This is a genomic window from Halomonas sp. B23F22_3 (assembly GCF_043496965.1).
Classification (GTDB): Bacteria; Pseudomonadota; Gammaproteobacteria; order Pseudomonadales; family Halomonadaceae; genus Halomonas.
The window spans coordinates 163,572-189,435 of the sequence record NZ_JBIEKG010000001.1 but is presented as its reverse complement, the minus strand read 5'-3'; the positions used below and the strand labels follow the sequence as shown (position 1 = coordinate 189,435).

The 25,864-nt window shown below is 70.1% G+C and carries 22 protein-coding genes; 20 read left to right on the top strand and 2 right to left on the bottom strand.

Features of this window, described 5'->3' with window-relative positions; translation table 11 throughout:
- Window positions 1–10: 10 nt before the first annotated feature.
- The gene (locus tag ACGTNG_RS00855) at window positions 11–1,825 is read right to left on the bottom strand and encodes a sugar phosphorylase (RefSeq protein WP_394574936.1); all 1,815 of its coding nucleotides are present in this window, start codon (window positions 1,823–1,825) and stop codon (window positions 11–13) included.
- 126 nt (window positions 1,826–1,951) lie between these two features.
- Between ACGTNG_RS00855 and nrdR the strand changes: the two genes are divergently transcribed.
- The 14 genes from nrdR to ACGTNG_RS00785 all read left to right on the top strand — a co-directional run bounded on the left by nrdR (window position 1,952) and on the right by ACGTNG_RS00785 (window position 18,118).
- Window positions 1,952–2,440: a transcriptional regulator NrdR gene (gene nrdR / locus ACGTNG_RS00850; RefSeq protein ID WP_394574935.1), complete on the top strand. Its 489-nt coding sequence runs from the start codon at window positions 1,952–1,954 to the stop codon at window positions 2,438–2,440.
- Window positions 2,437–3,573, top strand: coding sequence for a bifunctional diaminohydroxyphosphoribosylaminopyrimidine deaminase/5-amino-6-(5-phosphoribosylamino)uracil reductase RibD (ribD, locus tag ACGTNG_RS00845; RefSeq protein ID WP_394574934.1), 1,137 nt, complete (start codon window positions 2,437–2,439; stop codon window positions 3,571–3,573). Before nrdR ends, ribD begins: the two co-directional genes overlap by 4 nt.
- A gap of 173 nt (window positions 3,574–3,746) precedes the next feature.
- Window positions 3,747–4,910, top strand: coding sequence for a bifunctional 3,4-dihydroxy-2-butanone-4-phosphate synthase/GTP cyclohydrolase II (gene ribBA, locus ACGTNG_RS00840; RefSeq protein ID WP_394574933.1), 1,164 nt, complete (start codon window positions 3,747–3,749; stop codon window positions 4,908–4,910).
- Window positions 4,911–4,994: 84 nt separating this feature from the next.
- Window positions 4,995–5,489: a 6,7-dimethyl-8-ribityllumazine synthase gene (gene ribH / locus ACGTNG_RS00835; protein WP_394574932.1), complete on the top strand. Its 495-nt coding sequence runs from the start codon at window positions 4,995–4,997 to the stop codon at window positions 5,487–5,489.
- Window positions 5,486–5,989: a transcription antitermination factor NusB gene (gene nusB / locus ACGTNG_RS00830; protein WP_394574931.1), complete on the top strand. Its 504-nt coding sequence runs from the start codon at window positions 5,486–5,488 to the stop codon at window positions 5,987–5,989. Before ribH ends, nusB begins: the two co-directional genes overlap by 4 nt.
- A gap of 12 nt (window positions 5,990–6,001) precedes the next feature.
- Entirely contained in the window at window positions 6,002–6,961 is a 960-nt protein-coding gene (thiL, locus tag ACGTNG_RS00825; RefSeq protein ID WP_394574930.1) for a thiamine-phosphate kinase, read from the top strand.
- Window positions 6,958–7,431, top strand: coding sequence for a phosphatidylglycerophosphatase A family protein (locus tag ACGTNG_RS00820; RefSeq protein ID WP_089848422.1), 474 nt, complete (start codon window positions 6,958–6,960; stop codon window positions 7,429–7,431). The genes thiL and ACGTNG_RS00820 overlap by 4 nt, the downstream gene beginning before the upstream one ends.
- Window positions 7,432–7,506: 75 nt before the next feature.
- Window positions 7,507–8,754: a DUF945 family protein gene (locus ACGTNG_RS00815; protein WP_394574929.1), complete on the top strand. Its 1,248-nt coding sequence runs from the start codon at window positions 7,507–7,509 to the stop codon at window positions 8,752–8,754.
- Between the two features lie 77 nt (window positions 8,755–8,831).
- Window positions 8,832–11,264: an endopeptidase La gene (gene lon, locus ACGTNG_RS00810; RefSeq protein WP_394574928.1), complete on the top strand. Its 2,433-nt coding sequence runs from the start codon at window positions 8,832–8,834 to the stop codon at window positions 11,262–11,264.
- Window positions 11,265–11,351: 87 nt separating this feature from the next.
- Window positions 11,352–12,359: a thiamine ABC transporter substrate binding subunit gene (gene thiB / locus ACGTNG_RS00805; protein ID WP_394574927.1), complete on the top strand. Its 1,008-nt coding sequence runs from the start codon at window positions 11,352–11,354 to the stop codon at window positions 12,357–12,359.
- Window positions 12,335–14,038 (top strand): thiamine/thiamine pyrophosphate ABC transporter permease, encoded by a 1,704-nt coding sequence (thiP, locus tag ACGTNG_RS00800; RefSeq protein WP_394574926.1) that lies wholly within the window; start codon window positions 12,335–12,337, stop codon window positions 14,036–14,038. Before thiB ends, thiP begins: the two co-directional genes overlap by 25 nt.
- Window positions 14,022–14,675, top strand: a complete 654-nt coding sequence (locus ACGTNG_RS00795) for a thiamine ABC transporter ATP-binding protein (RefSeq protein WP_394574925.1) — start codon at window positions 14,022–14,024, stop codon at window positions 14,673–14,675. The genes thiP and ACGTNG_RS00795 overlap by 17 nt, the downstream gene beginning before the upstream one ends.
- 404 nt (window positions 14,676–15,079) lie before the next feature.
- Window positions 15,080–16,924 carry a dihydroxy-acid dehydratase gene (ilvD, locus tag ACGTNG_RS00790; protein ID WP_394574924.1) on the top strand — a complete coding sequence of 615 codons (1,845 nt, stop codon included), beginning with the start codon at window positions 15,080–15,082 and terminating at the stop codon, window positions 16,922–16,924.
- A gap of 87 nt (window positions 16,925–17,011) precedes the next feature.
- On the top strand, window positions 17,012–18,118 hold the full coding sequence (locus ACGTNG_RS00785) for an oxidoreductase (RefSeq protein ID WP_394574923.1): 1,107 nt from the start codon (window positions 17,012–17,014) through the stop codon (window positions 18,116–18,118).
- A 64-nt stretch (window positions 18,119–18,182) separates the two neighbouring features.
- Here ACGTNG_RS00785 and nudE read toward each other — a convergent pair whose 3' ends face one another.
- A complete protein-coding gene (gene nudE / locus ACGTNG_RS00780; RefSeq protein ID WP_394574922.1) occupies window positions 18,183–18,788 on the bottom strand; it encodes an ADP compounds hydrolase NudE in 606 nt (201 codons plus the stop codon).
- A gap of 146 nt (window positions 18,789–18,934) precedes the next feature.
- On the opposite strand from nudE, the gene yrfG reads away from it, so the two are divergent.
- From yrfG to ACGTNG_RS00750, 6 genes are all read left to right on the top strand, one after another.
- Window positions 18,935–19,618, top strand: a complete 684-nt coding sequence (gene yrfG / locus ACGTNG_RS00775; RefSeq protein WP_394574921.1) for a GMP/IMP nucleotidase — start codon at window positions 18,935–18,937, stop codon at window positions 19,616–19,618.
- Window positions 19,611–19,997 (top strand): RNA-binding S4 domain-containing protein, encoded by a 387-nt coding sequence (locus ACGTNG_RS00770; RefSeq protein WP_394574920.1) that lies wholly within the window; start codon window positions 19,611–19,613, stop codon window positions 19,995–19,997. The genes yrfG and ACGTNG_RS00770 overlap by 8 nt, the downstream gene beginning before the upstream one ends.
- Window positions 19,998–20,106: 109 nt before the next feature.
- A complete protein-coding gene (hslO, locus tag ACGTNG_RS00765) occupies window positions 20,107–20,982 on the top strand; it encodes an Hsp33 family molecular chaperone HslO (RefSeq protein ID WP_394574919.1) in 876 nt (291 codons plus the stop codon).
- 278 nt (window positions 20,983–21,260) lie between these two features.
- A complete protein-coding gene (locus tag ACGTNG_RS00760) occupies window positions 21,261–22,826 on the top strand; it encodes a phosphoenolpyruvate carboxykinase (RefSeq protein ID WP_394574918.1) in 1,566 nt (521 codons plus the stop codon).
- Between the two features lie 132 nt (window positions 22,827–22,958).
- Window positions 22,959–23,456: a peptide-methionine (R)-S-oxide reductase MsrB gene (gene msrB, locus ACGTNG_RS00755; RefSeq protein ID WP_394574917.1), complete on the top strand. Its 498-nt coding sequence runs from the start codon at window positions 22,959–22,961 to the stop codon at window positions 23,454–23,456.
- 56 nt (window positions 23,457–23,512) lie between these two features.
- Window positions 23,513–25,858 (top strand): Tex family protein, encoded by a 2,346-nt coding sequence (locus ACGTNG_RS00750; protein ID WP_394574916.1) that lies wholly within the window; start codon window positions 23,513–23,515, stop codon window positions 25,856–25,858.
- Window positions 25,859–25,864 lie beyond the last annotated feature (6 nt).

Below are 25,864 nucleotides of genomic sequence, written 5' to 3'. Positions count from 1 at the left end.
TCCCCATCGATCACCCGGGATGCACCAGCCACAGGCTGCGGTAGGGCGCGAGGCTCCCTTCCGCGCTCTTGTCACCGGCCCAGGGCGCGTCTTCCAGCAGGTCGTGCCAGCCGGGGGCGGCCAGGGCGTCGAGATCGAGCGGCTGGCGGCGGTCGGTGACGTTATGGATCGCCAGCAGGCGCCGGCCGTCGTCGAGCGGTCCCCGCTCCAGCACCAGCAGCGCCGGTGAGGAGGGGATCACGCGCTGGGGCGCATCCGGATGGAAGCAGGGCTCTTGGCGGCGCACCTCCAGGCGCCGCTTCAGGGCCAGGAACACCTCCCGGGTCGGGGTGTTGCGGCTCTCCAGCAGCTCCTCGAGGGACGGGGCGTGCCAGCGGTGGCGGTTGATCGCCCGCAGGCGTCCGGTGCGCTCGACGCCCTCCAGGTCGTTGAGGGTGGCGGTCAGCGAGTGGACGTAGAGCGCCGGGATGCCCTGCAGGGCCAGCATCAGGTGCTGGCTGCACAGGAAACGTTCCACCTGCCAGGGATCGGCGCCGCGGCGGGTCCCCTTCATGGCCTCGAACCAGGTGATGTTGATCTCGTAGGGGACGTCGTGCCCCTCGGCATCGGTGCGCATGCTGACGAAGCCGCCGAAGCGGTGCATCAGCTCCAGCAGGGCCTCGACCTCGTGGTGCGGCAACCAGCCCTCCAGCGGCCGCACCCCGATGCCGTCGTGGCTGGCGGTGAAGTTGACGTAGCTGCAGCCCGGCGGCAGCTCGGCCAGGCTCTCGATCCAGCCGGCCAGGGTCGACGCCTCGCCGCTGGTCAGCGTATGCAGCAGCAGCGGCGGCAGCGGGAACTGGTAGACCAGGTGGGCCTCGTCCGGCGCCGCCGAGCCTTCGTCAGAGTGTCCATCGATTCCCTCGCCGGAAAGACGCGCCAGACCGAAGTAGCTGAGGTTCTCCCGGTGGGGCACGTTGGTCTCGGTGAGCAGCAGCGTGCCCGGCGCCATGTGGTCGACCACGGCGCGCAGCAGCCGCACCACCTCATGGGTCTCGGGCAGGTGGATGCAGGGGGTGCCCGGTCTCTTCCACAGGAAGGCGATGGCGTCCAGGCGGATGACCCGCGCGCCCTGCTCCAGGTAGAAGAGCAGGATACCGACGAACTCCAGCAGCACGTCGGGGTTGGCGAAGTTCAGGTCGATCTGATCCTCGGAGAAGGTCGCCCAGAGGTGGCGGGTGCCGCGTCGGGTGGGCACCGGCACCAGCAGCGGGCTGCTGCGCGGGCGGACGACGGCGGAGAGATCGGTGGCCGGGTCCATCTCGATGAAGTAGTCGCGCCCCGGCAGACTGCCGCTCAGGTAGTCGACGAACCACAGCGACTCCCGGGAGACATGGTTGAGCACCAGGTCGACGATCAGGTCCCCCCGGTCGGCCAGCCGTCGCAGGTCGGCCCAGTCGCCGAGGGCCGGGTCGACCTCGCGATAGTGGATCACCGAGAAGCCGTCATCGCTGCTCCAGGGGAAGAAGGGCAGCACGTGCACGCCGCTGAAGGTCTCGGGCAGGCGCGCCTCGAGGAAGGCCAGCAGCACCGCGAGCGGCGGGGTGTCGCTGTCGAGCAGGCTGTCGCCGTAGCCGATCAGCCACTGGTCGCGCTCGCTCCATAAGGGCGCGGCGGCCTCGGACCGCCGAGGGGGCAGGGCACCGCGATGGTGCGAGAGCAGCGTCTGCAGGCGGCGCAGCACCTCCTCCCGGCGCGGCCCGTAGAGCACGTCGAGATGGTCACGGGCGCGGGCCGTGAAGCCCGCCGCGTCCAGGGGGCGGGCGAGCGAGCGGGGCGTGGGCATGGCGACCTCCATCGGCCTGGGGATGCCAGGGACTTGCAGGAGTCGTGCCAGGCATGCCGCTGGGCGCTCTGCCCCTGAACCGTTACAATGCCGCGACAGCCTCTTATCGACGTCGGGTTACCTCCTATGCATTGCCCCTTCTGTGGCGCCAACGACACGCGCGTGACCGATTCCCGCCTGGTGGCCGAGGGTGATCAGGTTCGGCGGCGTCGGCAGTGCGCGGCCTGCGGCGAGCGCTTCACCACCTACGAGACCGCCGAACTCGTGATGCCGCGGGTGATCAAGTCCGACGGCACCCGCGAGGTGTTCGACGAGGGCAAGCTGCGCGCCGGCATGCTGCGCGCGCTCGAGAAGCGTCCGGTCAGCGCCGAGTCGATCGAGGCGGCGGTGGAGCGTATCCGCCAGCACCTGCGGGCCCGCGGCGAGCGCGAGATTCACGCCCGGGACATCGGCGAGGAGGTCATGCAGGCCCTCAAGCGCCTCGATCAGGTCGCCTACATCCGCTTCGCCTCGGTCTACCGCCGCTTCCAGGACATCGACGAGTTCCGCGCCGAGATCGATCGTCTGGCCCAGGAGCCCGGCTTCCCCGACGACCCCGCCGGGGGGCGCGGATGACCGCCTCGACCCTGCCCGAGACCTGGATGGCTCGCGCCCTCAAGCTGGCCGAGCGCGGCCGCTACACCACCGACCCCAACCCCCGGGTGGGTTGCGTGCTGGTCAAGGGCGAGCGGGTCGTCGGCGAGGGCTGGCACGAGCGGGCCGGCGAGCCCCACGCCGAGGTCCACGCCCTGCGGGCGGCGGGGGAAGCCGCCCGCGGCGCCACCGCCTACGTGACCCTGGAACCCTGCTCCCATCAGGGGCGCACCGGCCCCTGCGCCCGGGCGCTGGTCGAGGCCGGGGTGGCCAGCGTCGTCGTCGCCATGCAGGACCCCAATCCCCAGGTGGCCGGCCGCGGCATCGCCCTGCTGCGCGAGGCCGGCATCGCGGTGACGGTGGGCGTGCTGGAGGACGAGGCGCTGGCGCTCAACCCCGGCTTCGTGATGCGCATGTCCCACGGCCGGCCCTTCGTGCGCCTGAAGATGGCCATGAGCCTCGATGGCCGCACCGCCATGCGCTCCGGTGAGTCCCAGTGGATCACCGGTCCCCAGGCGCGCCGCGAGGTGCAACGCCTGCGCGCCCGCTCTAGCGCCATCCTCACCGGGGTGGAGTCGATCATCTTCGACAACGCCCGGCTCACCGTGCGTGCCGAACAGCTGGCGCTGCCCGACGGCGAGACGATCGCCGCCCGCCAGCCGCTGCGTGTGGTGGTGGATTCGCGCCTGCGCCTGCCCCTGGCGGCGGCCTGCCTGCGCGAGCCCGGCCGCACCCTGGTGGCGACCCTCTCCGAGCACGACGCCGAACGGCGCGAGCGGCTCGAGGAAGCCGGCGCCGAGGTGGTGGCGATGCCGGCGGGCCATGACGGCCGGGTCGACCTCGACGCCCTGCTGCATCACCTGGCCGAGGCGGAGCAGGCCAATGAGGTGCTGCTCGAGACCGGGGCGACGCTGGCCGGCGCCATGCTCGAGGCGAACCTGATCGACGAGATGCAGCTGTTCGTGGCGCCGACCCTGCTCGGTGGCGAGGCGCGCCCGCTCTTCGCGCTGCCCGGCCTCTCGCTGATGGCCCAGCAGAAAGGGCTCGAGATCCTCGACATCCGTGCCGTGGGCCAGGACTGGCGCATCACCGCAAGGCCCACTCGCCGCACCTAGCGCCGCGTCACGGCGGCTATCTACTGGTACCCGCCGACGCGTCACGGCCGCTATCTACTGGCGCCCACCGACGCGCCACGGTACCCTGACGCGGTTTCGAGGTGGCGACGCCGGAGGGCGACCCGATCGTCGCGGGACCGCGACGGCCACCACGCTGAATCAATGGAGACTCCATGGTGCACTCCTCATCCGGGGGCCTGGCCCCTATCGAAGAACTGGTCGAGGACATTCGTCAGGGCAAGATGGTGATCCTGATGGATGACGAGGATCGCGAGAACGAAGGCGACATCATCATGGCCGCCGAGAAGGTCGAGGCCGAGCACATCAACTTCATGGCGCGCCACGCCAGGGGGCTGATCTGCCTGCCGATGACCCGCGAGCGCTGCGAGCGTCTCCAGCTGCCGCTGATGGTGCGCGACAACGGCTCCGGCTTCGGGACCAAGTTCACCCTCTCTATTGAGGCCGCCGAGGGGGTGACCACCGGCATCTCCGCCGCCGATCGCGCGCGCACCGTGCGCGCGGCGGTCGCCCGCGACGCCAAGGCCGGCGACATCGTGCAGCCCGGCCACATCTTCCCGCTGATGGCCGAGCCTGGCGGCGTGCTGCGTCGCGCCGGCCATACCGAGGCGGCCTGCGACCTCTCGGCGCTGGCCGGGCTCGACCCCAGCGGCGTGATCTGCGAGGTGATGAACGAGGACGGCAGCATGGCACGCCGCGCCGAGCTCGAGCGCTTCGCCGTCGAGCACGGCCTCAAGATGGGCACCATCGCCGACCTGATCCACTACCGCATCCACAACGAGCAGACCGTGCAGCCGGTGGAGTCGAGCCCGGTGGAGACCGCCTTCGGCGAGCTCACCCTGCAGGTCTTCCGCGACAGCATCCAGGGCGCCCATCACCTGGCGCTGGTCAAGGGGCATCCGCATCCCGAGGCCCTGACCACGGTGCGCGTTCACCTGGCCAACGTGATGCGTGACCTGCTCGCCCTGCAGAAGGGCGATCGGCCGAGCTGGACCGCCCAGCAGGCGCTGGCCGAGGTGGCCGGCGCCGAGCACGGCGTCTTCGTGCTGCTCGACGACGGCCGTCCGCACCAGGACCTGCTCGACATGCTCGAGGTGTTCCTCGAGCGCCGTCGCCCGCCACGCACCAGCGATTCCGACGGTGCCGGCAACTACCTGACCATCGGCACCGGCTCGCAGATCCTGCGTCATCTGGGCGTCGGCAAGATGCGCCTTTTGAGCTCGCCCTGGAAGTTCTCCGCCCTCTCCGGCTTCGACCTCGAGGTGGTAGAGCGACTGGAGCCCGGCGAAACCGCGCCCGGCGAGCCTTGCGACGACTGACGCCGCGCTCGCCTTTTCCATGATGGCATGGCCGATGGCCATGCCCCGGACCCTTCAGCACCGGATCTTTCAGGACACAGAACCATGCAACCGATTTCCCAAGTCGAAGGCAGCTTCGTCGACGTCGATGGCCGCTACGTGATCGTGGTCGGCCGCTTCAACCATCACGTGGTGGACAGCCTGGTCGAAGGCGCCGTGGACAGCCTGGTACGCCACGGCGTGGACGCCGAGAACATCGATATCGTCCACGTGCCCGGCGCCTGGGAGCTGCCGCTGGCCATCAAGCGCGTGCTGCAGGTGGCGCGCCCCGACGCGGTGCTCGCCCTGGGCGCGGTGATTCGCGGCGGTACGCCCCACTTCGAGTACGTGGCCGGGGGGTGCAACACCGCCATGGGCAACCTGCAGCTCGAGTTCGACACCCCCGTGGCCAACGGCGTGCTGACCGTTGAATCCATCGAGCAGGCTATCGAGCGCGCCGGCACCAAGGCCGGTAACAAGGGCGCCGAGGCGGCCATGGCGGCCATGGAGATGGTCTCGCTGCTGCGCTGCTTCGGCGATGACGCCGGGGGTGAGGCATGAGCGGCGAGCGGACACGGGCGCCCTCGAAGGCGCAGCAGTCGCGCCATGCGGCCCGTGAGCTGGCCGTCCAGGGCCTCTACCAGTGGCAGATGACCGGCAAGTCGATCACCGCCGTAGAGGCCGAGTTCCGCAGCCAGGTGGCCGACGACGACCTCGAGGATCACGAGAACTGGCACAAGGTCATGGAGATCGCCGACCTGGCGCTGTTCCATGAACTGCTGCACAACGTGGCCCGCGAGCGCCAGGCCCTCGATGCCTCCATCGCGCCACTGCTCGATCGCCGCCTCGAGGATCTCGATCCCATCGAGCTCGCGATCCTGCGCCTGGGTGCCTACGAGCTCGCCAAGCGCCTCGAGGTGCCGTACCGCGCGGTGATCACCGAGGGCGTCGAGCTCGCCAAGTCCTTCGGGGCCACGGACGGACACAAGTACGTCAACGGCATCCTCGACAAGCTTGCCGGGCGGCTGCGGTCCGCCGAGGTCACTGCTCGCCGCCGCTGAAGGCCCGCCCCGATGCACAGCGAATTCGAACTCATCACCCGCTACTTCACGCCCGACCCGCCCGGCCTGGATGCCGGCGTGAGCCTGGGCGTGGGCGACGACTGCACCCTGCTGGCGCCGACGGCGGGGCAGCGGCTGGCGGTCAGCGTCGATACCTCGGTCGCCGGGATTCACTTCCCCGAGGCGGCGCCGGCCGCGGCGATCGGCCACCGGGCGCTGGCGGTCAGCCTGAGCGACCTGGCGGCCATGGGCGCCCGGGCCCGTTGGTGCCTGATGTCGTTGACCCTGCCGGCGGCGGATGACGGCCCCTGGCTCGAGGAGTTCGCCCGGGGCTTCCATGCGCTCTGCGATGCCACCGGCACCGCTCTGGTGGGCGGCGACGTCACCCGCGGCGAGCTTGCCATCGGGGTCACGGTGATGGGGGAGGTGCCCCCGGAGCAGGCGCTGACCCGCCAGGGCGCGCGGCCGGGCGACGTGTTGGCCGTTACCGGGGCGCTGGGCGGCGGGGCCGGGGGCTTGGCCCTCTGGCAGCGGGGCGAGCGGGATCTCGCCCATCCGCTGCTCGCGCGCTACCTGCATCCGCAGCCCCGCCTCGAGGCGGGCCTGGCCCTGCGCGACCTGGCGAGCGCCGCCATCGACGTCTCCGACGGCCTGCTGGCCGACCTGGGCCACGTGCTCGAGGCCTCCAGCGTGGGGGCCGAGCTGACCCCAGAGGCGCTGCCGCTGGCCGAGGGGCTCTGCGCGGCGCTCGGTGAAGCGGGCGCGCGGGAGGCGGCGCTGCACGGCGGCGACGACTACGAGCTGCTGGTCGCCTTGCCGCCACAGCATCTGGCCACGGCGCGGGGCCGTCTGGCCGAGCAGGGCCTGGCGCTCACCGAGATCGGCCGGCTGGTCGAGGCGCCCGGCATCCGCGGCGTGGCGCTCGGCGGCGAGCGCGGCTGGCAGCACTTTTCGACGGGCGGTGCCTCATGAACCAGGCTCCTGCCAGCGTCTGGCGACGCCCGGTGCACTTCCTGGCCTTCGGGCTGGGCAGCGGGACCGTGCCCTTCGCGCCCGGCACCTTCGGCACCCTGGCCGCCATTCCCTTCTACTGGCTGATGTCCGAGCTGCCGCTGGGCTGGTACCTGGGCCTCGTGGCGGTGACCTTCCTGTGGGGCATCTGGCTCTGCGACAAGACCTCCCACGACCTGGGCGTGCATGATCACTCCGGCATCGTCTGGGACGAGTTCGTCGGCTACTGGCTGACCATGGCCGCCGTGCCCTTCTCCTGGGAGGCGGCGCTGTGGGGGTTCGCGGTGTTCCGCGTCTTCGACGTCTTCAAGCCCTGGCCGATCCGCTGGGCGGATCGTCGGGTCGCCGGCGGCTTCGGCATCATGATCGACGATGTGCTCGCCGCGGCCTACGCCTGGAGTACCATGCACCTGTGGTTCTGGCTCCACTGAGTCGCCGCGCCGCAGGCTCTCTCCCTCGCGGCGCGCCGCGGTGGCCTGGATGTGGCGCGGACAAGGAAGGTCATGATGCGCAAGGAACGACTGATCGTCCCGGTGGTGGTAGGGCTGGCGCTGGCCTGGGCCGTCGCCCAGGCGATCGCCAGCCTGCTCTTCGAACGTGAACTGGCCCGGGCCCTCGAGGACCTCGCCGCCCGCGGCGACCTGCTGGTCGAGCGCAGCGACGTCGAGCGGGGCTGGCTCGAATCCAGCGGTACCCTCCACCTGACCCCCCGCTTCGGTCGGGCCTGGCACCTGGCGCTGCCCTACGAGGCGCGTCACGGCGTGATCAACACTCGCATCGACGGCACCCTCAAGCCGTACCTCGGCCCCGCCGATCGTCGGCTGTTCGGCGATCTGCTGTCCTCCTCGCCGCCCCGCTGGCAGGCCCGCTACCATACCCTCGGCGCGACCCTGCGGGGACGCCTGACGCTCTCGCCGTTCCTCATCCGCCAGCAGGAGCGCGCGCTCGAGTTTCGCGGCGGCGAGGTCACCTTCAGCGGCGTCTACGGGGACTGGCGGCTGCAGGCGGACCTGGCGCCCTGGCGGCTCAGCGATGGCGCGACCACGCTCGAAACCGGCCAGGTCACCCTGGAGAGCCGCTACGCCTACACCGCGGACGCCTACCACTTCACCCAGCAGGACCTGCTCAAGGTGGAGGGGCTCGCCTGGCGCCAGCCGGATCTCGCGCTGGATGCCAGCGGCCTCGTGTTGCACAGCCGCACCACCCTCGACGAGGCGGAGCTGCGCATCGAGAGCGAGCTGACCCTCGATCGGCTGATGGCCGCCGACGAGGTGCTGCTCACCGGTCGCCTCGCCGTGGAACTCTCGCGGATCAACGCCGATGCGCTGCGCGGCGTGCTTGCCGTGCTGCGCGACGAGGCGGCCCGGGGCGAGACCGACCGCCAGGGCAGCGCGCTGCTGGCGCGTCTGGAGCCCGACCTGCTGGGCATGCTCGAGGATTCGCCGCGGCTGGACATCCACGCCGTCGACCTCGACAGCCCGATGCTGGGGCTGGACGCCCGCGGCGACGGTGCCCTGTTCTTCGATGCGGACGAGCTCGAGGCGCTGGACCTGGCCGCGCTGGACGAGCCCGAGGAGCAGGCCCGCTGGCGCTCGCGGCTCTATGGCGACGTGACCTGGGATCAGGTGCCTCCCGTGGTGGCGCTGTGGCTCGGCCTGCCGCTGGGTACCGAGGACCTGGCGATCGACGTGGTGCGCGGGCGGGTCAGGATCAACGGTCGGCCGCTGGCACCGATCCTCGAACGGCGTCAATGACTTGAAGTCGGGCTCCGCTGCCCGCATTCCTCAAGGCAGCCCCGGGAAGCCTCCCGACGATTCAGGACGAGGACCGCATGAGCGACGATCACGAGATGCAGGATGGCCTGGACTGGATCCATGCCAGCGACGATGACGCCTTCGAGGATGAGATGACCGGCGCCGAGGGGCACCACGCGGTGGTACCCGCCAGCGACTCCCTGCCCGAGCGCATCTACCTGCTGCCGATCCACAACCGACCCTTCTTCCCCGCCCAGGTCCAGCCGCTGGTGATCAACCGCGAGCGCTGGGAGGAGACCATCCGCCGGGTCGGCGATACCCCGCATCGCACCGTCGGCCTGGCCTTCGTCGGCGAGACCGGCGTCGAGGAGCTGGGCGGCGAGGACTTCCCCGAGATCGGCACCGCGGTGCGGGTCCACAAGCTGCAGGGCGAGGATCAGCAGATCCAGTTCATCGCCCAGGGCATGCGCCGCTTTCGCATCCAGCGCTGGCTCTCCAAGGAGCCGCCCTATCTGGTCGAGGTGAGCTATCCGCGCGAGCCGGTGGATGCCGAGGAGGACGAGACCCGCGCCTACGCCATGGCGCTGATCAACGGCATCAAGGAGCTGCTGCCGATCAATCCGCTCTACGGCGAGGAGCTCAAGCACTACCTCAACCGCTTCAGCCCCCATGAGCCGGGGCCGCTGACCGACTTCGCCGCGGCCATCACCTCGGCCAAGGGGCCGGAGCTGCAGGACGTGCTGGCGACCCTGCCGGTGATGGATCGCATGCAGAAGGTGCTGCCGCTGCTGCGCAAGGAGATCGATGTCGCCCAGCTGCAGAGCGAGATCAGCGAGCAGGTCAACGCTCAGATGCAGGAGCGTCAGCGGGAGTTCTTCCTGCGCGAGCAGCTCAAGGTGATCCAGCGCGAGCTGGGCATCTCCAAGGACGACCGCGAGAACGACGTCGACACCTTCCGGGCGCGTCTCGAGGGTCGCGTGGTCCCCGAGCGGGTCATGGAGCGCATCGACGACGAGCTCGACAAGCTCTCGGTGCTGGAGACCGGCTCGCCGGAGTACGGCACCACGCGCAACTACCTCGACTGGCTCACCGCCATGCCCTGGGGCGTGAACAGCCAGGATCAGCTCGATCTGAGTCATGCCCGCACCGTGCTCGACCGCGACCATGACGGCCTCAACGACGTCAAGGAGCGCATCGTCGAGTTCCTCGCCGAGGGCACCTTCAAGGGCGGCGTGGGCGGCTCGATCCTGCTGCTGGTCGGCCCGCCGGGCGTCGGCAAGACCTCGGTGGGGCGCTCCATCGCCGACGCGTTGGGCCGCGAGTTCTACCGCTTCTCGGTGGGCGGCATGCGCGACGAGGCCGAGATCAAGGGCCACCGGCGCACCTACATCGGCGCCATGCCCGGCAAGCTGGTCCAGGCCCTCAAGGAGGTCGAGGTCGAGAATCCGGTGATCATGCTCGACGAGATCGACAAGATGGGCCAGTCCTTCCAGGGCGACCCGGCCTCGGCGCTGCTCGAGGTGCTCGACCCGGAGCAGAACGTCGACTTCCTCGACCACTACCTCGACGTGCGCCTGGACCTCTCCAAGGTGCTCTTCGTCTGCACCGCCAATACCCTGGACTCGATTCCCCCGGCGCTGCTCGATCGCATGGAGCAGATCCGCCTCTCGGGTTACATCGCCGAGGAGAAGGTGGCCATCGCCAAGCACTTCCTGTGGCCCAAGCTGCTCAAGCGCGACCGCATTCCCAAGAAGCGTATCAACCTCACCGATGCGGCGCTGCGCCAGGTGATCGAGGGCTATGCCCGGGAGGCCGGGGTGCGCCAGCTCGAGAAGCAGCTGCACCGCATCGTGCGCAAGGCGGCGGTCAAGCTGCTCGAGGCCGAGCAGCAGTCGGTGCGGGTCTCGGTCAACAACCTCGAGACCTACCTCGGCCCGCCGATCTTCCGCAAGGAGCAGGTGATGAAGGGCGAGGGCGTGATCACCGGGCTCGCCTGGACCTCCATGGGCGGCGCCACGCTCTCCGTGGAGGCCGGCAAGGTGCATGCCCTGGATCGCGGCTTCAAGCTCACCGGCCAGCTCGGCGACGTCATGAAGGAGTCGGCCAACATCGCCTACAGCTACGTGCTCGGCCATCTCGGCGACTACGGCGCCGATACGGACTTCTTCGATTCGGCCTTCGTGCACCTGCACGTGCCGGAGGGAGCGACGCCCAAGGACGGCCCCTCGGCCGGGGTGACCATGGCCACGGCGCTGCTCTCGCTGGCCCGCCATCACGCGCTGGATCGGCCGCTGGCGATGACCGGCGAGCTGACCCTGACCGGTCAGGTGCTGCCGGTGGGCGGCATCCGCGAGAAGGTCATCGCCGCTAGGCGCAGCGACATCTTCGAGCTGATCCTGCCCGAGGCCAATCGCCGCGACTACGACGAGCTGCCCGACTACCTCAAGGAGGGGCTGACGGTGCACTTCGCCGGCCGCTATCGCGACGTGGCCAAGGTGGTCTTCGACTGACGCCAGAGCCCGGTTCGGCTCTCCCGCGCGCACCCGCCATGGCATAATGGCGGGTGCGTCTTTATTTGCGAACCACAAGGAACGCCCATGCCCTCCAAGGTTCATGCCGCCGGCGCGTCGCTCGCCGCACTGCTGGCCGCCGGCCCGCTCCAGGCCGACCAGACCCTGACGGTCTACACCTACGACTCCTTCGTCTCGGAGTGGGGCCCGGGGCCGGGTATCGAGGAGGCCTTCGAGGCGCGCTGCGGCGACTGCGACCTGGAGTTCGTGGCCCTGCCCGGCGGTGTCGACATCCTCCAGCGCCTGCGCCTGGAGGGGGAGGGCACCCGGGCGGATGTGGTGCTGGGCCTGGACATGAACCTGATGGCCGAGGCGCGGGCGCTGGACCTGCTGGCGCCCCACGGGGCCGATACCGGCGCGCTCGACCTGCCCATCGACTGGGACGACGACACCTTCCTGCCCTACGACTGGGGGCACTTCGCCTTCGTCTACGACACCGAGCAGCTCGCCAAGCCGCCGGGCAGCTTCGCCGAGCTGCTCGAGGCCCCCGAGACGGTCAAGGTGATCCTTCAGGACCCGCGCACCAGCGTCACCGGCCAGGGGCTGATGCTGTGGATCAAGAAGCTCTACGGCGATCGGGCGCCCGAGGTCTGGGCGCGGCTCAACGAGCGGGTGCTCGCCGTGACCAACGGCTGGAGCCAGGCCTACTTCTCGCTGTTCATGAACGGCGAGGCGCCCATGGTGCTCTCCTATGCCACCTCGCCGGCCTATCACATGGCGGTGGAGGAGACCGAGCGCTACCAGGCCGCCGAATTCGCGGAGGGGCACTACCTGCAGGTCGAGACCGCGGCGATGCTGCGCACCACCGAGCGGCCCGAGCTGGCCCGGGACTTCCTCGCCTTCATCCTGACTCCGGAGTTCCAGCGCCATATCCCGCTGGGCAACGTCATGAACCCGGCCATGGACCTGGGCGACGAGCTGCCCGACGTCTTCGACCGGCTGATCGCTCCCGAGAGCCTCTCCTTCACGCCGGAGGAGGTGCGCGCGCACCGCCGGGAGTGGATCCGCGAGTGGCTCAACGCCAGCGTCCGGTGAGCGGCGCCTCCGCCTCCCTGCGCTGGGAGAGCCGCTCGCGCTGGGCGCCGGGGCTCGGGCTCGCTGCCCTCGCGGCGGTGGCGGGGCTGGGGCTCGGCAGCCTCGGCGCGCTGCTGTGGCAGGCTCGCGGCGTGCAGCCGGCGGCGCTCTGGCAGGAGCCGTGGCTCGCGGCGGTGCTGCGCTTCACCCTCTGGCAGGCGACCCTCTCGACTCTGCTCGCGGTGGGGCTCGCCGTGCCGGTGGCGCTGGCCCTGGCGCGACGCCCGCGCTTCCCGGGGCGGGGCCTGCTGCTGCGGGCCATGGAGCTCTCGCTGGTGCTGCCCACGCTGATCGGCCTGTTCGGCCTGGTGGCCGTGCACGGCCGGCGCGGCTGGGCGGCGCCGCTCTGGGAGGGGGTCGTCGGGTCGGAGTCTGGCTACCTCTATGGCCTCTCGGGCATCGTGCTGGCCCACGTCTTCTACAACCTGCCGCTCGCCGCCCGGCTGATGCTGCAGGTGCTGGAGACGGCGCCCGCGGCCCACTGGCGGCTCGCCTCCCAGCTGGGCCTGACCCGCACGGCGCTCTGGCGCACCCTGGAGTGGCCGCGCCTGAAACCCCTGTTGCCGCGGTTGGCGGCGCTGGTGTTCACGCTCTGCTTCACCAGCTTCGCCATCGTCATGACCCTGGGTGGGGGGCCGCGTTCCTCGACCCTGGAGGTGGCGCTCTACCAGGCGCTGAAGTTCGATCACGACCTGGCGCTGGCGGCCCTGCTGGCGCTGACCCAGCTGACCATCTGCCTGTCGCTGTGGCTGCTCGCCCTTTCCCGGGGCGGGGCGTCCTCGCTGGTGGTGGCAAGCGTCGCGCTGCCGAGCGGCGGGCGCTGGCGCCGCCGCGACGCCCTGGGCCTCTCGCGACTCACCGATGCCGCCTGGCTCACCGCCCTGGCGGCGCTGCTGCTGCCACCGCTCGCCGCCGTGGTACTGGCGGGGCTGGCCGGGCTGCCGGAGCTGCCTCGCCAGGCGAGCCTGTGGCCCGCGGCGGCGCGCAGCCTGGTCATGGCCCTCGGCGCGGCGGGTGGGGCGCTGGCGCTGGCCCTGTCGCTGCTCGTCGGCAGCCGCTGGCTCAAGGCCCGGCGGCACGGGGCGGCGGCGCTCTTGATGGAGGGCGGCGGCCAGCTGATCCTGGTGATCCCCGCCCTGGTGCTCGGCACCGGGCTCTTCCTGCTGCTTCGACCGACGCTGGGGAGCGGCTGGCAGGGCTATGGCCTGGTGGTGCTGGTCAACGCCTTCATGGCGCTGCCCTTCGCCATGCAGGTGATCCGCGGGGCGCTGCCCGGGCTCTCGACCCCCGAGGTGCGCCTGGCCGACCAGTTCGGCATCCGCGGACGCGTGCGGCTGCGCTGGCTGGTCTGGCCGCGGCTGCGCCGGCCCCTGGCCCTGGCGCTGGCCTACGCCATGACCCTGTCGCTGGGCGACTTCAGCGTGATCGCGCTGTTCGGCAGCCCCTCGGCGCCGACCCTGCCGATGCTGCTCTTCCAGCAGCTCGGCGGCTACCGCTGGCAGGGCGCCGCCGCCACGGCGCTGCTGCTGCTGGCACTGGTGGTGCTGGTGTTCGCGCTGCTGGGATTCGTGACTCGCCGCCCGCCCCGCTATCCCTGGAACCGTTTCGCCCGCGAGGAGCGTCATGCTCGAGTGTCGTGACCTGATCTTCCACTACGATCGCTTCGAGCCCGGCGAGACCCCGGACTTCTGCTTCGACTTCCGGCTCGCCCCCGGCGAGTGCCTGTCGGTGGCGGGGCCGTCGGGCGCCGGCAAGAGCACCCTGCTCGGGCTGCTGGCGGGCTTTCTCGAGCCGGCCAGCGGCCGCCTCGCCTGGCAGGGCGAGGACCTTTTGGCGCGCCCGCCCTGGGAGCGCGGCATCACCACCGTCTTCCAGGAGCACAACCTCTTCGATCAGCTGCCGGTGTGGCTCAACGTGGGGCTGGGGCTGGCACCGGACATGCGCCTCACCCCGGCGCAGCAGGCCCGGGTCCGGGAGGGACTCGCCGAGGTGGGGCTCGCGGGACTTCACGACCGGCTGCCCGCGGAGCTCTCCGGCGGCCAGCGCCAGCGTGTGGCGCTGCTGCGGGCGCTGCTGCGCGGATCAAGGATCCTGCTGCTCGACGAGCCCTTCTCCGGGCTCGATGAGGCGACCCGCGCGGGGCTCTGGGAGCTGGTGCGCCGTCAGAAGGCCGCGGGCACCGCGGTGCTGCTGGTCAGCCACGACCGCGACGACCTCGAGGCGCTGGCCGACCGCCGCGCCCGGCTCGAGGGCGGCCGGCTCGCGAGCGACGTCTGACGGGCCCGGAGCTATCGCCGTTGGATCTGGCGAGGGGCGCCGGGGATAAGGTCGAAGAGGGGGAGCTACGCCAGGGGTGAGGAGCATTGCTCCGAACGGGCTGGCCATGGATGGCCAGCACCGGACCTGCAAGCGGAGCGGGACGCGAGAGCGCTGCAGGGCGTCGGTAGCGCCCAGGGAGGGGTTCACAGCGCCCCCGGAGGGCCGGCCCCGCTCGCAGGCCTGTCGCCGGATCAGCCCCGAGCGATAACGCTAATAGCGATCGCCCTGCTGACGCCGCTCGAGGCGCTGGCCTGAGCGCCGGGCGCGTGACAGAATCTTTTTTCCTGGACACGAGAACCGCCCCGGGCTCTTCGCACGCCGAGGAGGCGAGGGCGGCATGCACGAGAGAAGAAGAGGACACCATGCCCGAGTACCGCTCCCGCACCACCACCGCCGGTCGCAACATGGCCGGCGCCCGCGCCCTGTGGCGCGCCACCGGCATGAAGGACGAGGACTTCCACAAGCCGATCATCGCCGTGGCCAACTCCTTCACCCAGTTCGTGCCCGGCCACGTGCACCTGAAGGACATGGGCCAGCTGGTGGCCCGGGAGATCGAGAAGGCCGGCGGGGTGGCCAAGGAGTTCAACACCATCGCCGTGGACGACGGCATCGCCATGGGCCACGACGGCATGCTCTACTCGCTGCCGAGCCGCGACCTGATCGCCGACAGCGTCGAGTACATGGTCAACGCCCACTGCGCCGACGCCCTGGTGTGCATCTCCAACTGTGACAAGATCACCCCCGGGATGCTGATGGCCGCCATGCGCCTCAACGTGCCGGTGATCTTCGTCTCCGGCGGGCCCATGGAGGCGGGCAAGACCAAGCTGCTGGATCATGGCCTCGACCTGGTCGATGCCATGGTGATGGCCGCCGACGACAGCGTGGATGAGGCGACCCTCAACGAGGTCGAGCGCAGCGCCTGCCCGACCTGCGGCAGCTGTTCGGGCATGTTCACCGCCAACTCCATGAACTGCCTCACCGAGGCGCTGGGCCTGGCGCTGCCCGGCAACGGCACGGTGCTCGCTACCCACGCCGATCGCCGCCGGCTGTTCGAGACCGCCGGGCATCGCATCGTCGAGCTGGCCAAGCGCTATTACGAGAATGAGGAGGCGCACCTGCTGCCCCGCGCCATCGGCTCCAAGGCGGCGTTTCGCAACGCCATGACCCTGGACATCGCCATGGGCGGCTCCACCAACACCATCCTGCACCTGCTGGCCGCGGCCCAGGAGGCCGAGGTCGACTTCACCATGACCGACATCGATCGGCTGTCGCGGGAAGTGCCGCAGCTGTGCAAGGTGGCGCCCAACACCCAGAAGTACCACATCGAGGACGTGCACCGCGCCGGCGGCATCATGGCGATCCTCGGCGAGCTCGACCGCGCCGGCGTGCTCGATACCCGGGTGCCCACCGTCTACGGCGACAGCCTGGCCGCGGCGCTCGAGGAGTGGGACATCATGCGCTCGCCGAGTCCCGAGGTGGTGGAGTTCTTCCGCGCCGGCCCCGGCGGCATCCCGACCCAGACCGCCTTCTCCCAGAGCGCGCGCTGGCCAAGCCTCGATGGCGATCGCGCCACAGGCTGCATCCGCGATCTCGAGCATGCCTTCTCCCGCGAGGGCGGCCTCGCCGTGCTCAAGGGCAACATCGCCGTCGACGGCTGCGTGGTGAAGACCGCCGGCGTCGACGATGCCATCCTGATCTTCGAGGGGCGCGCCCACGTGGTGGAGTCCCAGGACCAGGCGGTAGCGGACATCCTCGCCGACAGGGTCAGCGAGGGCGACGTGGTGGTGATTCGCTACGAGGGCCCCAAGGGCGGACCGGGCATGCAGGAGATGCTCTACCCGACCAGCTACCTCAAGTCCAAGGGGCTCGGCAAGGCGTGCGCGCTGCTCACCGATGGGCGCTTCTCCGGCGGCACCTCGGGGCTCTCCATCGGTCACGTCTCGCCGGAGGCGGCCGCGGGCGGCGCCATCGGCCTGGTCGAGAGCGGCGATCGCATCCGCATCGACATCCCCCATCGCACCATCGACGTGCTGCTCTCCGACGAGGAGCTCGGGCGGCGTCGCGAGGCCGAAGAGGCGCGCGGCCGTGAGGCCTGGAAGCCGAGCCTCCAGCGCGATCGCAAGGTGTCGGCCGCCCTCAAGGCCTATGCGCTGCTGGCGACCTCCGCCGACAAGGGGGCGGTGCGCGATCTGACGAAGCTGGACTAAGCTGGAAGAACTAGGCTGGAAACAGCATAACCAGCACGCGCCCCCCGGCCGGCGCCGGGGGCGCGTCACCAGCAGGGAAGCCAGCAGATGAAGACACAGACGCTAAGCGTCGGTCTGGTGGGTTACGGCACGGCCGGGCGCACCTTCCACGCGCCGCTCATCCAGGCGGCGCCGGGCCTGGAGCTCAGCTGCGTGGTCAGCGCGCATCCCGAGCGGGTCCAGGCCGATCATCCGACGGTCGAGGTGCTGCCCAAGCTCGCCCCGCTGCTGGCGCGGCGCGACATCGACCTGGTGGTGATCGCCACCCCCAACGAGACCCACTTCCCGCTGGCCAAGGCGGCCCTCAACGCCGGCAAGCACGTGGTGATCGATCAGCCCTTCTGCGTCACCGCCTCTGAGGCGCGCCTGCTCAAGGCCCAGGCCGACGGGGCGGATCTGCTGCTCAGCGTCTTCCACAATCGCCGCTGGGACAGCGACTTCCTGACCCTCAGGGCGCTGATCGATGAGGGCACCCTGGGGCGGGTGGTGGACCTGGAGTCCCGCGCCGATCGCTTCCGGCCCCGGGTCACCGATCGCTGGCGCGACTGCCACAAGCCCGGCGGCGGCATCTGGTACGACCTGGGACCGCACCTGCTCGACCAGGTCCACGAGCTCTTCGGCATGCCCCGGGCGATCCTGCTGGAGCTCGCCACCGCTCGCGAGGGCGCCGAGGTGGACGACGACTTCCTGGCCCTTCTGGAGTACGACCACCTGCGGGTGACCCTGCGGGCCAGCTCCCTGGTGGCGGAGCCGACGCCGCGGTTCCGGGTGCACGGCACTCGCGGCAGCTTCGTCAAGTACGGTCGGGATCCTCAGCAGGCGTGGCTCAAGGCGGGGCAGTCGCCGACGCCTGGCTGGGGCGTGGACCCCTCGCCCGGCACCCTCACCCTGGACGAGGCGGGGGAGGAGGGCGGCGGCGAGCGCGAGGCGGTCGCCCTGGTGAGTCGCGAGGCGCCGGTCGTGCCGGGCGACTACTGCACCTACTACGCCGGCATCGCCCGCACGCTGCTCGACGGCACGCCGCCGCCGGTGACCGGCGAATCGGCCCTGGAAGTGATGACCCTGCTGGAGACCGGCCTCGACAGCTACCGTCAGGGCCGCTGGTTGAAGCTCAAGGAGAGCGGCAGCAAGCTGCGCCGATTGCACAGCCGCTAGCGAGGAAGGTCCGGAACCACCCGGTCGTCTCGGCCGGGCGGTCTTGCTCGAGGGCCTTCCGGTCTCACCAGAGTCCGGTGTCGTCCGGGGCATCGCTGCGCAGCTTGTCCCTGGCGATGTAGAGCGCCGCGATGGCGCGCGCCTCGTGGAAATCCTCCCGTGCCAGCAGTCCCGAGAGTTCGTCGATGGCGTGGGTCTCGACGATCAGCGGCTCCGGCTCGTCGCCCGGCAGGCGCTTCGGATAGAGGTCGGTGGCCAGCAGCACCTGCATGCGATGGCGCATGTAGTTGGGTGCCAGCGACAGTTCGATCAGCGGCTCGATGCGATGGGCGCCGAAGCCGCACTCCTCCATCAGCTCACGGTTGGCTGCGGTGACGAGATCCTCGCCGGGATCGACGAGCCCCTTGGGCAGCGTCAGCACGTAGTCCTCGAAGCCGGCGGCGTACTCGCGAATCAGCAGCACGTGCTCCGGGTCCGGCATGGCCACGATCATCACGGCGCCGACGCCCTGGCCGGTCCCGACCAGCCGCTCGAAGGTGCGCTCGGCGCCGTTGGCGAAGCGCAGGTCGAGCTCCTCCACGTGGAACAGGCGACTGCGCGCCACGCTGCGTCGGTCGAGGATGTGCGGCCGGGTCGGCCAGGGCCGGGAGGTATCGTGCGGGTCTGACATGGCAAGACTCCGTGTGGCGGGAGCGTGTGGCAGCGGCGATGACGCGGGCTATCACTGGCCCGATAGCCGGGGGCGATATGCGTCAGGCCTGGCGATTCGATACAATACTACGTCTCAACCGCCCCCGACTCACTCCCGGAGTAGCGATGATCGACTGGCGCGCCATCGATACCGTCCTGCTGGACATGGACGGCACCCTGCTGGACCTGCACTTCGACAGCCACTTCTGGCTCGAGCACCTGCCGCGGCGCTACGTCGAGCTGCACCGCCTGGATGAATCGACCCAGGAGGAGATCCGCGCGCGAATCATCCGCGAACAGGGCACCCTCAACTGGTACAGCCTGGCCTACTGGAGCCGCGAGCTGGGGGTCGACGTGGTCGCCCTCAAGCGCGAGGTGCAGCACCTGATCGGCCTGCGCAGCGACGCCCTGGACTTCCTGCAGTGGTTGAAGGCGGCTCACCCCCGCGTCGTGCTGGCCACCAACGCCGACCGCGAGAGCCTGGCGCTCAAGCTGCCGCTGACGGGGCTCGAGGAGTACCTCGATGCCATCGTCTCCTCGGCGGACCTGGGCGTGCCCAAGGAGGAGCAGGCCTTCTGGTTCGCCCTCCAGGAGGTCGAGCCCTTCGATCCCGAGCGGACCCTCTTCATCGACGACAACGCCTCGGTGCTCGAGAGCGCCCGTGAATTCGGCATCCGCCACCTGCTGGGCATCAAGCAGCCCGACAGCCGCCGGCCCGAGAAGGAGCTCGAGGAGTTCATCGCCCTGGATCGCTTCGCCAGCCTGCTGCCCGAGGAGCGCCCGCCGGTCCTGGGAGATCGCCATGGATAGCGTGCGGTTCGACAAGTGGCTCTGGGCGGCGCGCTTCTTCAAGACTCGGGCGCTCGCCAAGAAGGCCATCGAAGGCGGCAAGGTGCAGTACAACGGCGCGCGGGCCAAGACCAGCAAGGGCGTCGAGGTCGGCGCGCTGATTCGCGTCCCTCAGGGCTGGGACACCCTGGAGGTCGAGGTGATCGATCTCTCCGGTCAGCGGCGCGGGGCCCCCGAGGCGCGCGCGCTCTATCGCGAGACCGACGACAGCGTCGCCCGGCGCGAACGCGAGGCCGAGGCCCGACGCCTGACCAACCAGGCCATGCAGCACCCCCTCAAGCGACCCGACAAGAAGCAGCGCCGCGAGATAAAGCGCTTCCAGGAGCGCTCCGGGGAGTGAGTTGCTGCGCCGGGGGCCGCGGTCGCCATGCGCGTGGCGCCATTTGACCCGGCCACCCCGGTCTCTCCTCCCTTCGCCCTTGCTATTCACCCTTCAGGTTTCAGACGACATGAACGACCAGATCCAGCGTTTTCTCTTCGAGCGCACCAACGTGCGCGGCGAGATCGTCACCCTCGAGCGCGCCTACGCCGACGTGCTCGAACGCCACGACTATCCCGGCGCGGTGAATCAGCTGCTGGGCGAGCTGCTCTGTGCGGTGGCGCTGCTCACCGACACGGTCAAGCTCGATGGCACGCTGAGCATCGAAGTGCGCGGCCAGGGCGCGCTCTCCCTGCTGATGGCCGAATCCAATCCCGGCGGCGAGCTGCGCGCCATCGCCCGCCTGGACGAGGACGCCGCGATTCCCGGCGACGCCGCCGGCTTCCGCGAGCTGGTCGGCGAGGGGCAGATCGTGATCACCCTGGACCCGACCGACGGCCAGCGCTATCAGGGCATCGTGGCCCTGGAGCATGACAGCCTGGCGGGTTGCCTGGGCGCCTACTTCGCCCAGTCCGAGCAGCTGCCCACGCGGCTGTGGCTCTGCGCCGACGGCCAGCGTGCCGGCGGGCTCCTGCTGCAGCGCCTGCCCGACGAGTCGCTCAACCAGGACGACGACGCCTGGGAGCGCACCGTGTACCTGGCCGAGACCCTCAAGGACGAGGAGCTGCTGAGCCTCGAGCCGCTGGAGGTGCTGCGTCGGCTCTATCATGAGGAGGAGGTGAGGGTCTTCGATCCCAAGGCGCTCTACTTTGGCTGCACCTGCTCCCGCGAGCGCATCGCCGGCGCCCTGCTGGGCCTGGGGGCGCAGGAGCTGCGCGAGGTACTGGCCGAGCAGGGCGGCATCGAGACCCAGTGCCACTTCTGCCACACCCGCTACGCGTTCAGCGCCGTCGAGATCGAGGCGATGCTGGACGATCCCCAGGGGGAGGCGCCCACGCTTCACTGAGCGGACGCCGCGTCGGCGCCTGCGTTGCTGCAGAGCAGCATGGGCGGTTGGAGTGAGTGGTAGTGAACGGCGCCGATGTAGTAGTAAAACTACAAGAACTCCGCCAAAGAACGGCGTTTCCTGGCGGCCGGCTTTTTGCCATAATGGCGCCGATTTTCTGGTTCGATCGCTAGCGAACAGACGGGAACACCCCGCACGCGGCGATCTGGCACGACCCACGTTGCGTCATCGACGCCCGGCACACGAGAGAGAAGCGGCCGCAAGGCCCAGGAAACGACATGACCACGACTCAAGCCGCCCCCCAGCAAGCCACGTCCCACGTCAACCTCTGCAGCGCCGAGCTGATCGAGCGGGCGGTGGCCAGCGGGGAAGGTCGCCTGGCCGCCAACGGCGCCCTGGTGGTGAATACCGGCGCGCGCACCGGTCGCTCCCCCAAGGACCGTTACATCGTCGATGAGCCGAGCACCAGCGGCCAGATCGACTGGGGCAGCGTCAACCGTCCCTTCCCGGCGGACCGCTTCGATGCGCTCTGGACCCGCGTCGAGGAGTACCTGGCCAGCGGCGAGTCCTATGTCTCCGAACTGCACGTGGGCAGCGATCCCGTCCACCACCTGCCGGTGCGCGTCACCACCGAGACCGCCTGGCACAACCTGTTCGGTCGCACCATGTTCGTGCGTCCCGAGGCCTTCAATCCCTCGGCCAAGGACGAGTGGACCATCCTCAACGCGCCCTTCTTCGAGTGCGACCCGGCAAGGGACGGCACCAACTCCGAGGGCTGCGTGATCCTCAACTTCGCCCAGAAGAAGGTGCTGATCGCCGGCATGCGCTACGCCGGCGAGATGAAGAAGGCGATGTTCTCGGTGCTGAACTTCCTGCTGCCGGCCGCCGACGTGCTGCCGATGCACTGCTCCGCCAACGTGGGCGAGGACGGCAACACCACGCTGTTCTTCGGTCTCTCCGGTACCGGCAAGACCACCCTGTCCGCCGACCCGGCGCGCTTTTTGATCGGCGATGACGAGCACGGCTGGGGCCCCGGTACCGTCTTCAACTTCGAGGGCGGCTGCTACGCCAAGTGCATCGACCTCTCCGAGAAGAACGAGCCGATCATCTGGAACGCCATCAAGTTCGGCACCGTGCTGGAGAACGTGGTCCTCGACGACCGTCGCCAGCCGGACTTCGCCGACGACAGCCTGACCCAGAACTCCCGCGCCGCCTACCCGCTGGAGCACGTCGAGAAGCGCGTGGCCGAGAACCGGGCCGACGAGCCCAACGCCATCGTCTTCCTGACCTGCGACATGAGCGGCGTGCTGCCGCCGGTCTCCGTGCTCTCCAAGGAAGCCGCGGCCTATCACTTCCTCTCCGGCTACACCGCCAAGGTCGGCTCCACCGAGGTGGGCTCCTCGGCCGGCCTCGAGGCGACCTTCTCCACCTGCTTCGGCGCGCCGTTCTTCCCGCGTCCGGCCCGCGAGTACGCCGACCTGCTGATCCGCCGCGTGGCCGAGCAGGACGCCCAGGTCTACCTCGTCAACACCGGCTGGACCGGCGGCGCCTACGGCGAGGGCGGTGCGCGCTTCTCCATCCCGACCACCCGCGCCATCATCAGCGCCATCCAGTCCGGCGTGCTGCGCGACGTCGAGACGCGCATGGTCGAGGGCCTGAACCTGGCCGTGCCGACCGCCGTGCCGGGCGTCGACTCCAGCCTGCTCGACCCGCGCGAGACCTGGGAAGACAAGGCCGCCTACGACCGCCACCTGGGCGAACTGGTCGCCAAGTTCGTCGACAACTTCAAGAAATTCGACGGCGTCAACGAGGCCATCGTCAAGGCCGGCCCCAGCCTGATCTGAGGCGGGTCGGGGAGAACCCGATCGCTCTGGCCCTGTCCGAGAGGGGGAAGCCGAGGCTTCCCCCTCTTTTTTGGTGTAAGGAAATCGGGGGGAGCACGACACAGATCACACCCCGTTGATGGGAGAGCAATCATGAAGCGACGTCAATTCCTCGGGCTGGTCGGTGCCGGCGGCATCGCGAGCCTGTTGCCTGGCCTGGCCATGGCGCGTCCCAAGCCCGATCTCACCCGCGCCGACGACATCGAGGTCCTGGAACTCTCCGAGGCCGAGTGGCGCGAGCGGCTCGACGACGCCCGCTTCGAGATCCTCCGCGAGGAGGGCACCGAGCCGGCGTTCTCGAGCCCGCTGGACAAGGAGACCCGCCCGGGCGAGTACCGCTGCGCGGGCTGTGAGCTGCTGCTTTTTACCAGCGACATGAAGTACGACTCCGGCACCGGCTGGCCGAGTTTCTTCGAGCACGTCGAGGGCCACCTGCTGACCAGCGTCGACTACTTCCTGGTCTTTCCGCGCACCGAATACCACTGCGCCCGCTGCGGCGGCCACCAGGGTCACGTCTTCGAGGACGGCCCCGAGCCCACCGGGCTGCGCTGGTGCAACAATGGCCTGGCGCTGCGATTCGTCCCCGCCTGAATCCCGAGTGTGATACCTTGTCGTGATCGTCTGGACGTTTGATTGCCAAGGATTTCATGGACGCACACGACAAGATCATCGCCCGCCTCGCCGAGGAACTCGCCGTTCGTCCGCCGCAGGTCTCGGCCACGGTGGAGCTGCTGGATGGCGGGGCCACCGTGCCCTTCATCGCCCGCTACCGCAAGGAAGTCACCGGCGGACTGGATGACATCCAGCTGCGCCAGCTCTATGAGCGACTCGCCTACCTGCGCGAACTCGAGGAGCGCCGCGGGGCGGTGCTCGCCGCCATCGACGAGCAGGGCAAGCTCACCGACGCGCTGGCCGCCAGCATCCGCGCCGCCGACACCAAGCAGCGCCTGGAAGACCTCTATCTTCCCTACAAGAAGAAGCGGCGCACCAAGGCGCAGATCGCCCGCGAGGCGGGGCTCGAGCCGCTGGCCGAGGCGCTGCTGGCCGACCCGGGGCTCACCCCCGAGACCGAGGCGGCCCGCTATCTTCGCCCGGCGGATGGCGACATCCCCGCCGTCGAGGACGCCAAGGCGGCCCTGGATGGCGCCAAGCAGATTCTCATGGAACGCTTCGCCGAGGACCCCGAGCTGGTGGGACGCCTGCGCGAGCGGCTGTGGAGCGAGGGCGAGCTCTCCGCCCGGCTGATCGCCGGCAAGGAGCAGGAGGGCGCCAAGTTCTCCGACTACTTCGAGCACGACGAGACGCTGGCCAAGGTGCCGTCGCACCGCGCGCTGGCGATGTTCCGCGGCCGCAACGAGGGCGTGCTGGCGCTGACCCTGCGCCTGCCCGGCGAGGACGAGGCGCCGATCCATCCGGCCCAGGTGGCCATCGCCAGGCACTTCTCGATCAACGATCAGGGACGCCCCGCCGACCGCTGGCTCGCCGAGGTCGTGCGCTGGACCTGGCGCGTCAAGCTCTACACCCACCTCGAGACCGAGCTGATGGGGCGGCTGCGCGAGCGCGCCGAGCTGGAGGCCATCGAGGTCTTCGCCGCCAACCTCAAGGACCTGCTGCTGGCCGCTCCGGCGGGCCAGAAGGCGACGCTGGCCATCGACCCGGGCCTGCGCACCGGCTGCAAGGTGGCGGTGGTCGATGCCACCGGCCAGTTCCTCGAACACGCCACCATCTATCCCCATGCGCCCCGCAACGCCTGGGCGGCCTCGCTGGCCGAGCTGGCGAAGCTCGTGAAGAAGCATGACGTGGCGCTGATCGCCGTGGGCAACGGCACCGCCAGCCGCGAGACCGACCGCCTGGCCGGCGAGCTGGTCAAGGCCATGGCCGAGACCCACCGGCTCGCCAAGGTGATGGTCAGCGAGGCCGGCGCCTCGGTCTACTCCGCCTCGGAATATGCCTCCCGGGAGTTCCCGGACCTCGACGTCAGCATCCGCGGCGCGGTCTCCATCGCCCGGCGCCTGCAGGACCCGCTGGCCGAGCTGGTCAAGATCGAGCCCAAGTCCATCGGCGTGGGGCAGTACCAGCACGACGTCTCCCAGCTGCAGCTCTCCAGGAGCCTGGAGGCGGTGATCGAGGACTGCGTCAACGCCGTGGGGGTGGACCTCAATACCGCGTCAAGCGCGCTGCTCTCCCGGGTCGCCGGCCTCAACGCAGCGCTGGCCGACAACATCGTCGCCCGGCGCAACGCCGAGGGCGCCTTCACCAGCCGTCGGGCGCTGCTCGACGTCAGTCGCCTGGGGCCCAAGACCTTCGAGCAGTGCGCGGGCTTCTTGCGCATCATGAACGGCGACAACCCGCTGGACGCCAGCGCCGTTCACCCCGAGGCCTATCCGCTGGTGGAGCGCATCGCGCAGCGCAGCGGTCGCGAGCTGGCCGGGCTGATCGGCGACAGCGCCACCCTCAAGTCGCTCAAGCCGGCCGAGTTCGCCGACGAGCGCTTCGGCGTGCCCACCGTCAGCGACATCCTCACCGAGCTCGACAAGCCGGGCCGCGACCCGCGCCCCGAGTTCAAGGCGGCCGAGTTCCGCGAGGGCGTCGAGACGCTCAAGGACCTCGAGCCGGGCATGATCCTCGAGGGCAGCGTGACCAACGTCACTCACTTCGGCGCCTTCGTCGACATCGGCGTGCACCAGGATGGCCTGGTGCACATCTCGGCGCTCTCCGAGAGCTTCGTCGAGGACCCGCGCAGCGTGGTCAAGGCCGGCGATATCGTCCGGGTCAAGGTGATGAGCGTGGACCTGCCGCGCTCACGTATCGGCCTGACCATGCGGCTGAGCGATCAGCCGGAAGAGGCCCAGGGCGACGACCGACCCGCCACCAAGGCCCGCCGCAGCGGCGGCGAAGCGCGCGGCAAGGGGGGGCGCGACAAGGCGCCGGAGCAGGGCGGCCAGATGGGGGCCCTGGGCGCGGCGCTGTTGAAGGCCAAGAAGGGTCGCTGAGCGTGA

Coding starts and splice junctions, on each gene's coding strand:
- ACGTNG_RS00855 (WP_394574936.1), bottom strand. CDS start 1,825: ATGCCCACGCCCCGCTCGCTCGCCCGCCCCCTGGACGCGGCGGGCTTC.
- nrdR (WP_394574935.1), top strand. CDS start 1,952: ATGCATTGCCCCTTCTGTGGCGCCAACGACACGCGCGTGACCGATTCC.
- ribD (WP_394574934.1), top strand. CDS start 2,437: ATGACCGCCTCGACCCTGCCCGAGACCTGGATGGCTCGCGCCCTCAAG.
- ribBA (WP_394574933.1), top strand. CDS start 3,747: ATGGTGCACTCCTCATCCGGGGGCCTGGCCCCTATCGAAGAACTGGTC.
- ribH (WP_394574932.1), top strand. CDS start 4,995: ATGCAACCGATTTCCCAAGTCGAAGGCAGCTTCGTCGACGTCGATGGC.
- nusB (WP_394574931.1), top strand. CDS start 5,486: ATGAGCGGCGAGCGGACACGGGCGCCCTCGAAGGCGCAGCAGTCGCGC.
- thiL (WP_394574930.1), top strand. CDS start 6,002: ATGCACAGCGAATTCGAACTCATCACCCGCTACTTCACGCCCGACCCG.
- ACGTNG_RS00820 (WP_089848422.1), top strand. CDS start 6,958: ATGAACCAGGCTCCTGCCAGCGTCTGGCGACGCCCGGTGCACTTCCTG.
- ACGTNG_RS00815 (WP_394574929.1), top strand. CDS start 7,507: ATGCGCAAGGAACGACTGATCGTCCCGGTGGTGGTAGGGCTGGCGCTG.
- lon (WP_394574928.1), top strand. CDS start 8,832: ATGAGCGACGATCACGAGATGCAGGATGGCCTGGACTGGATCCATGCC.
- thiB (WP_394574927.1), top strand. CDS start 11,352: ATGCCCTCCAAGGTTCATGCCGCCGGCGCGTCGCTCGCCGCACTGCTG.
- ACGTNG_RS00795 (WP_394574925.1), top strand. CDS start 14,022: ATGCTCGAGTGTCGTGACCTGATCTTCCACTACGATCGCTTCGAGCCC.
- ilvD (WP_394574924.1), top strand. CDS start 15,080: ATGCCCGAGTACCGCTCCCGCACCACCACCGCCGGTCGCAACATGGCC.
- ACGTNG_RS00785 (WP_394574923.1), top strand. CDS start 17,012: ATGAAGACACAGACGCTAAGCGTCGGTCTGGTGGGTTACGGCACGGCC.
- nudE (WP_394574922.1), bottom strand. CDS start 18,788: ATGTCAGACCCGCACGATACCTCCCGGCCCTGGCCGACCCGGCCGCAC.
- yrfG (WP_394574921.1), top strand. CDS start 18,935: ATGATCGACTGGCGCGCCATCGATACCGTCCTGCTGGACATGGACGGC.
- ACGTNG_RS00770 (WP_394574920.1), top strand. CDS start 19,611: ATGGATAGCGTGCGGTTCGACAAGTGGCTCTGGGCGGCGCGCTTCTTC.
- hslO (WP_394574919.1), top strand. CDS start 20,107: ATGAACGACCAGATCCAGCGTTTTCTCTTCGAGCGCACCAACGTGCGC.
- ACGTNG_RS00760 (WP_394574918.1), top strand. CDS start 21,261: ATGACCACGACTCAAGCCGCCCCCCAGCAAGCCACGTCCCACGTCAAC.
- msrB (WP_394574917.1), top strand. CDS start 22,959: ATGAAGCGACGTCAATTCCTCGGGCTGGTCGGTGCCGGCGGCATCGCG.
- ACGTNG_RS00750 (WP_394574916.1), top strand. CDS start 23,513: ATGGACGCACACGACAAGATCATCGCCCGCCTCGCCGAGGAACTCGCC.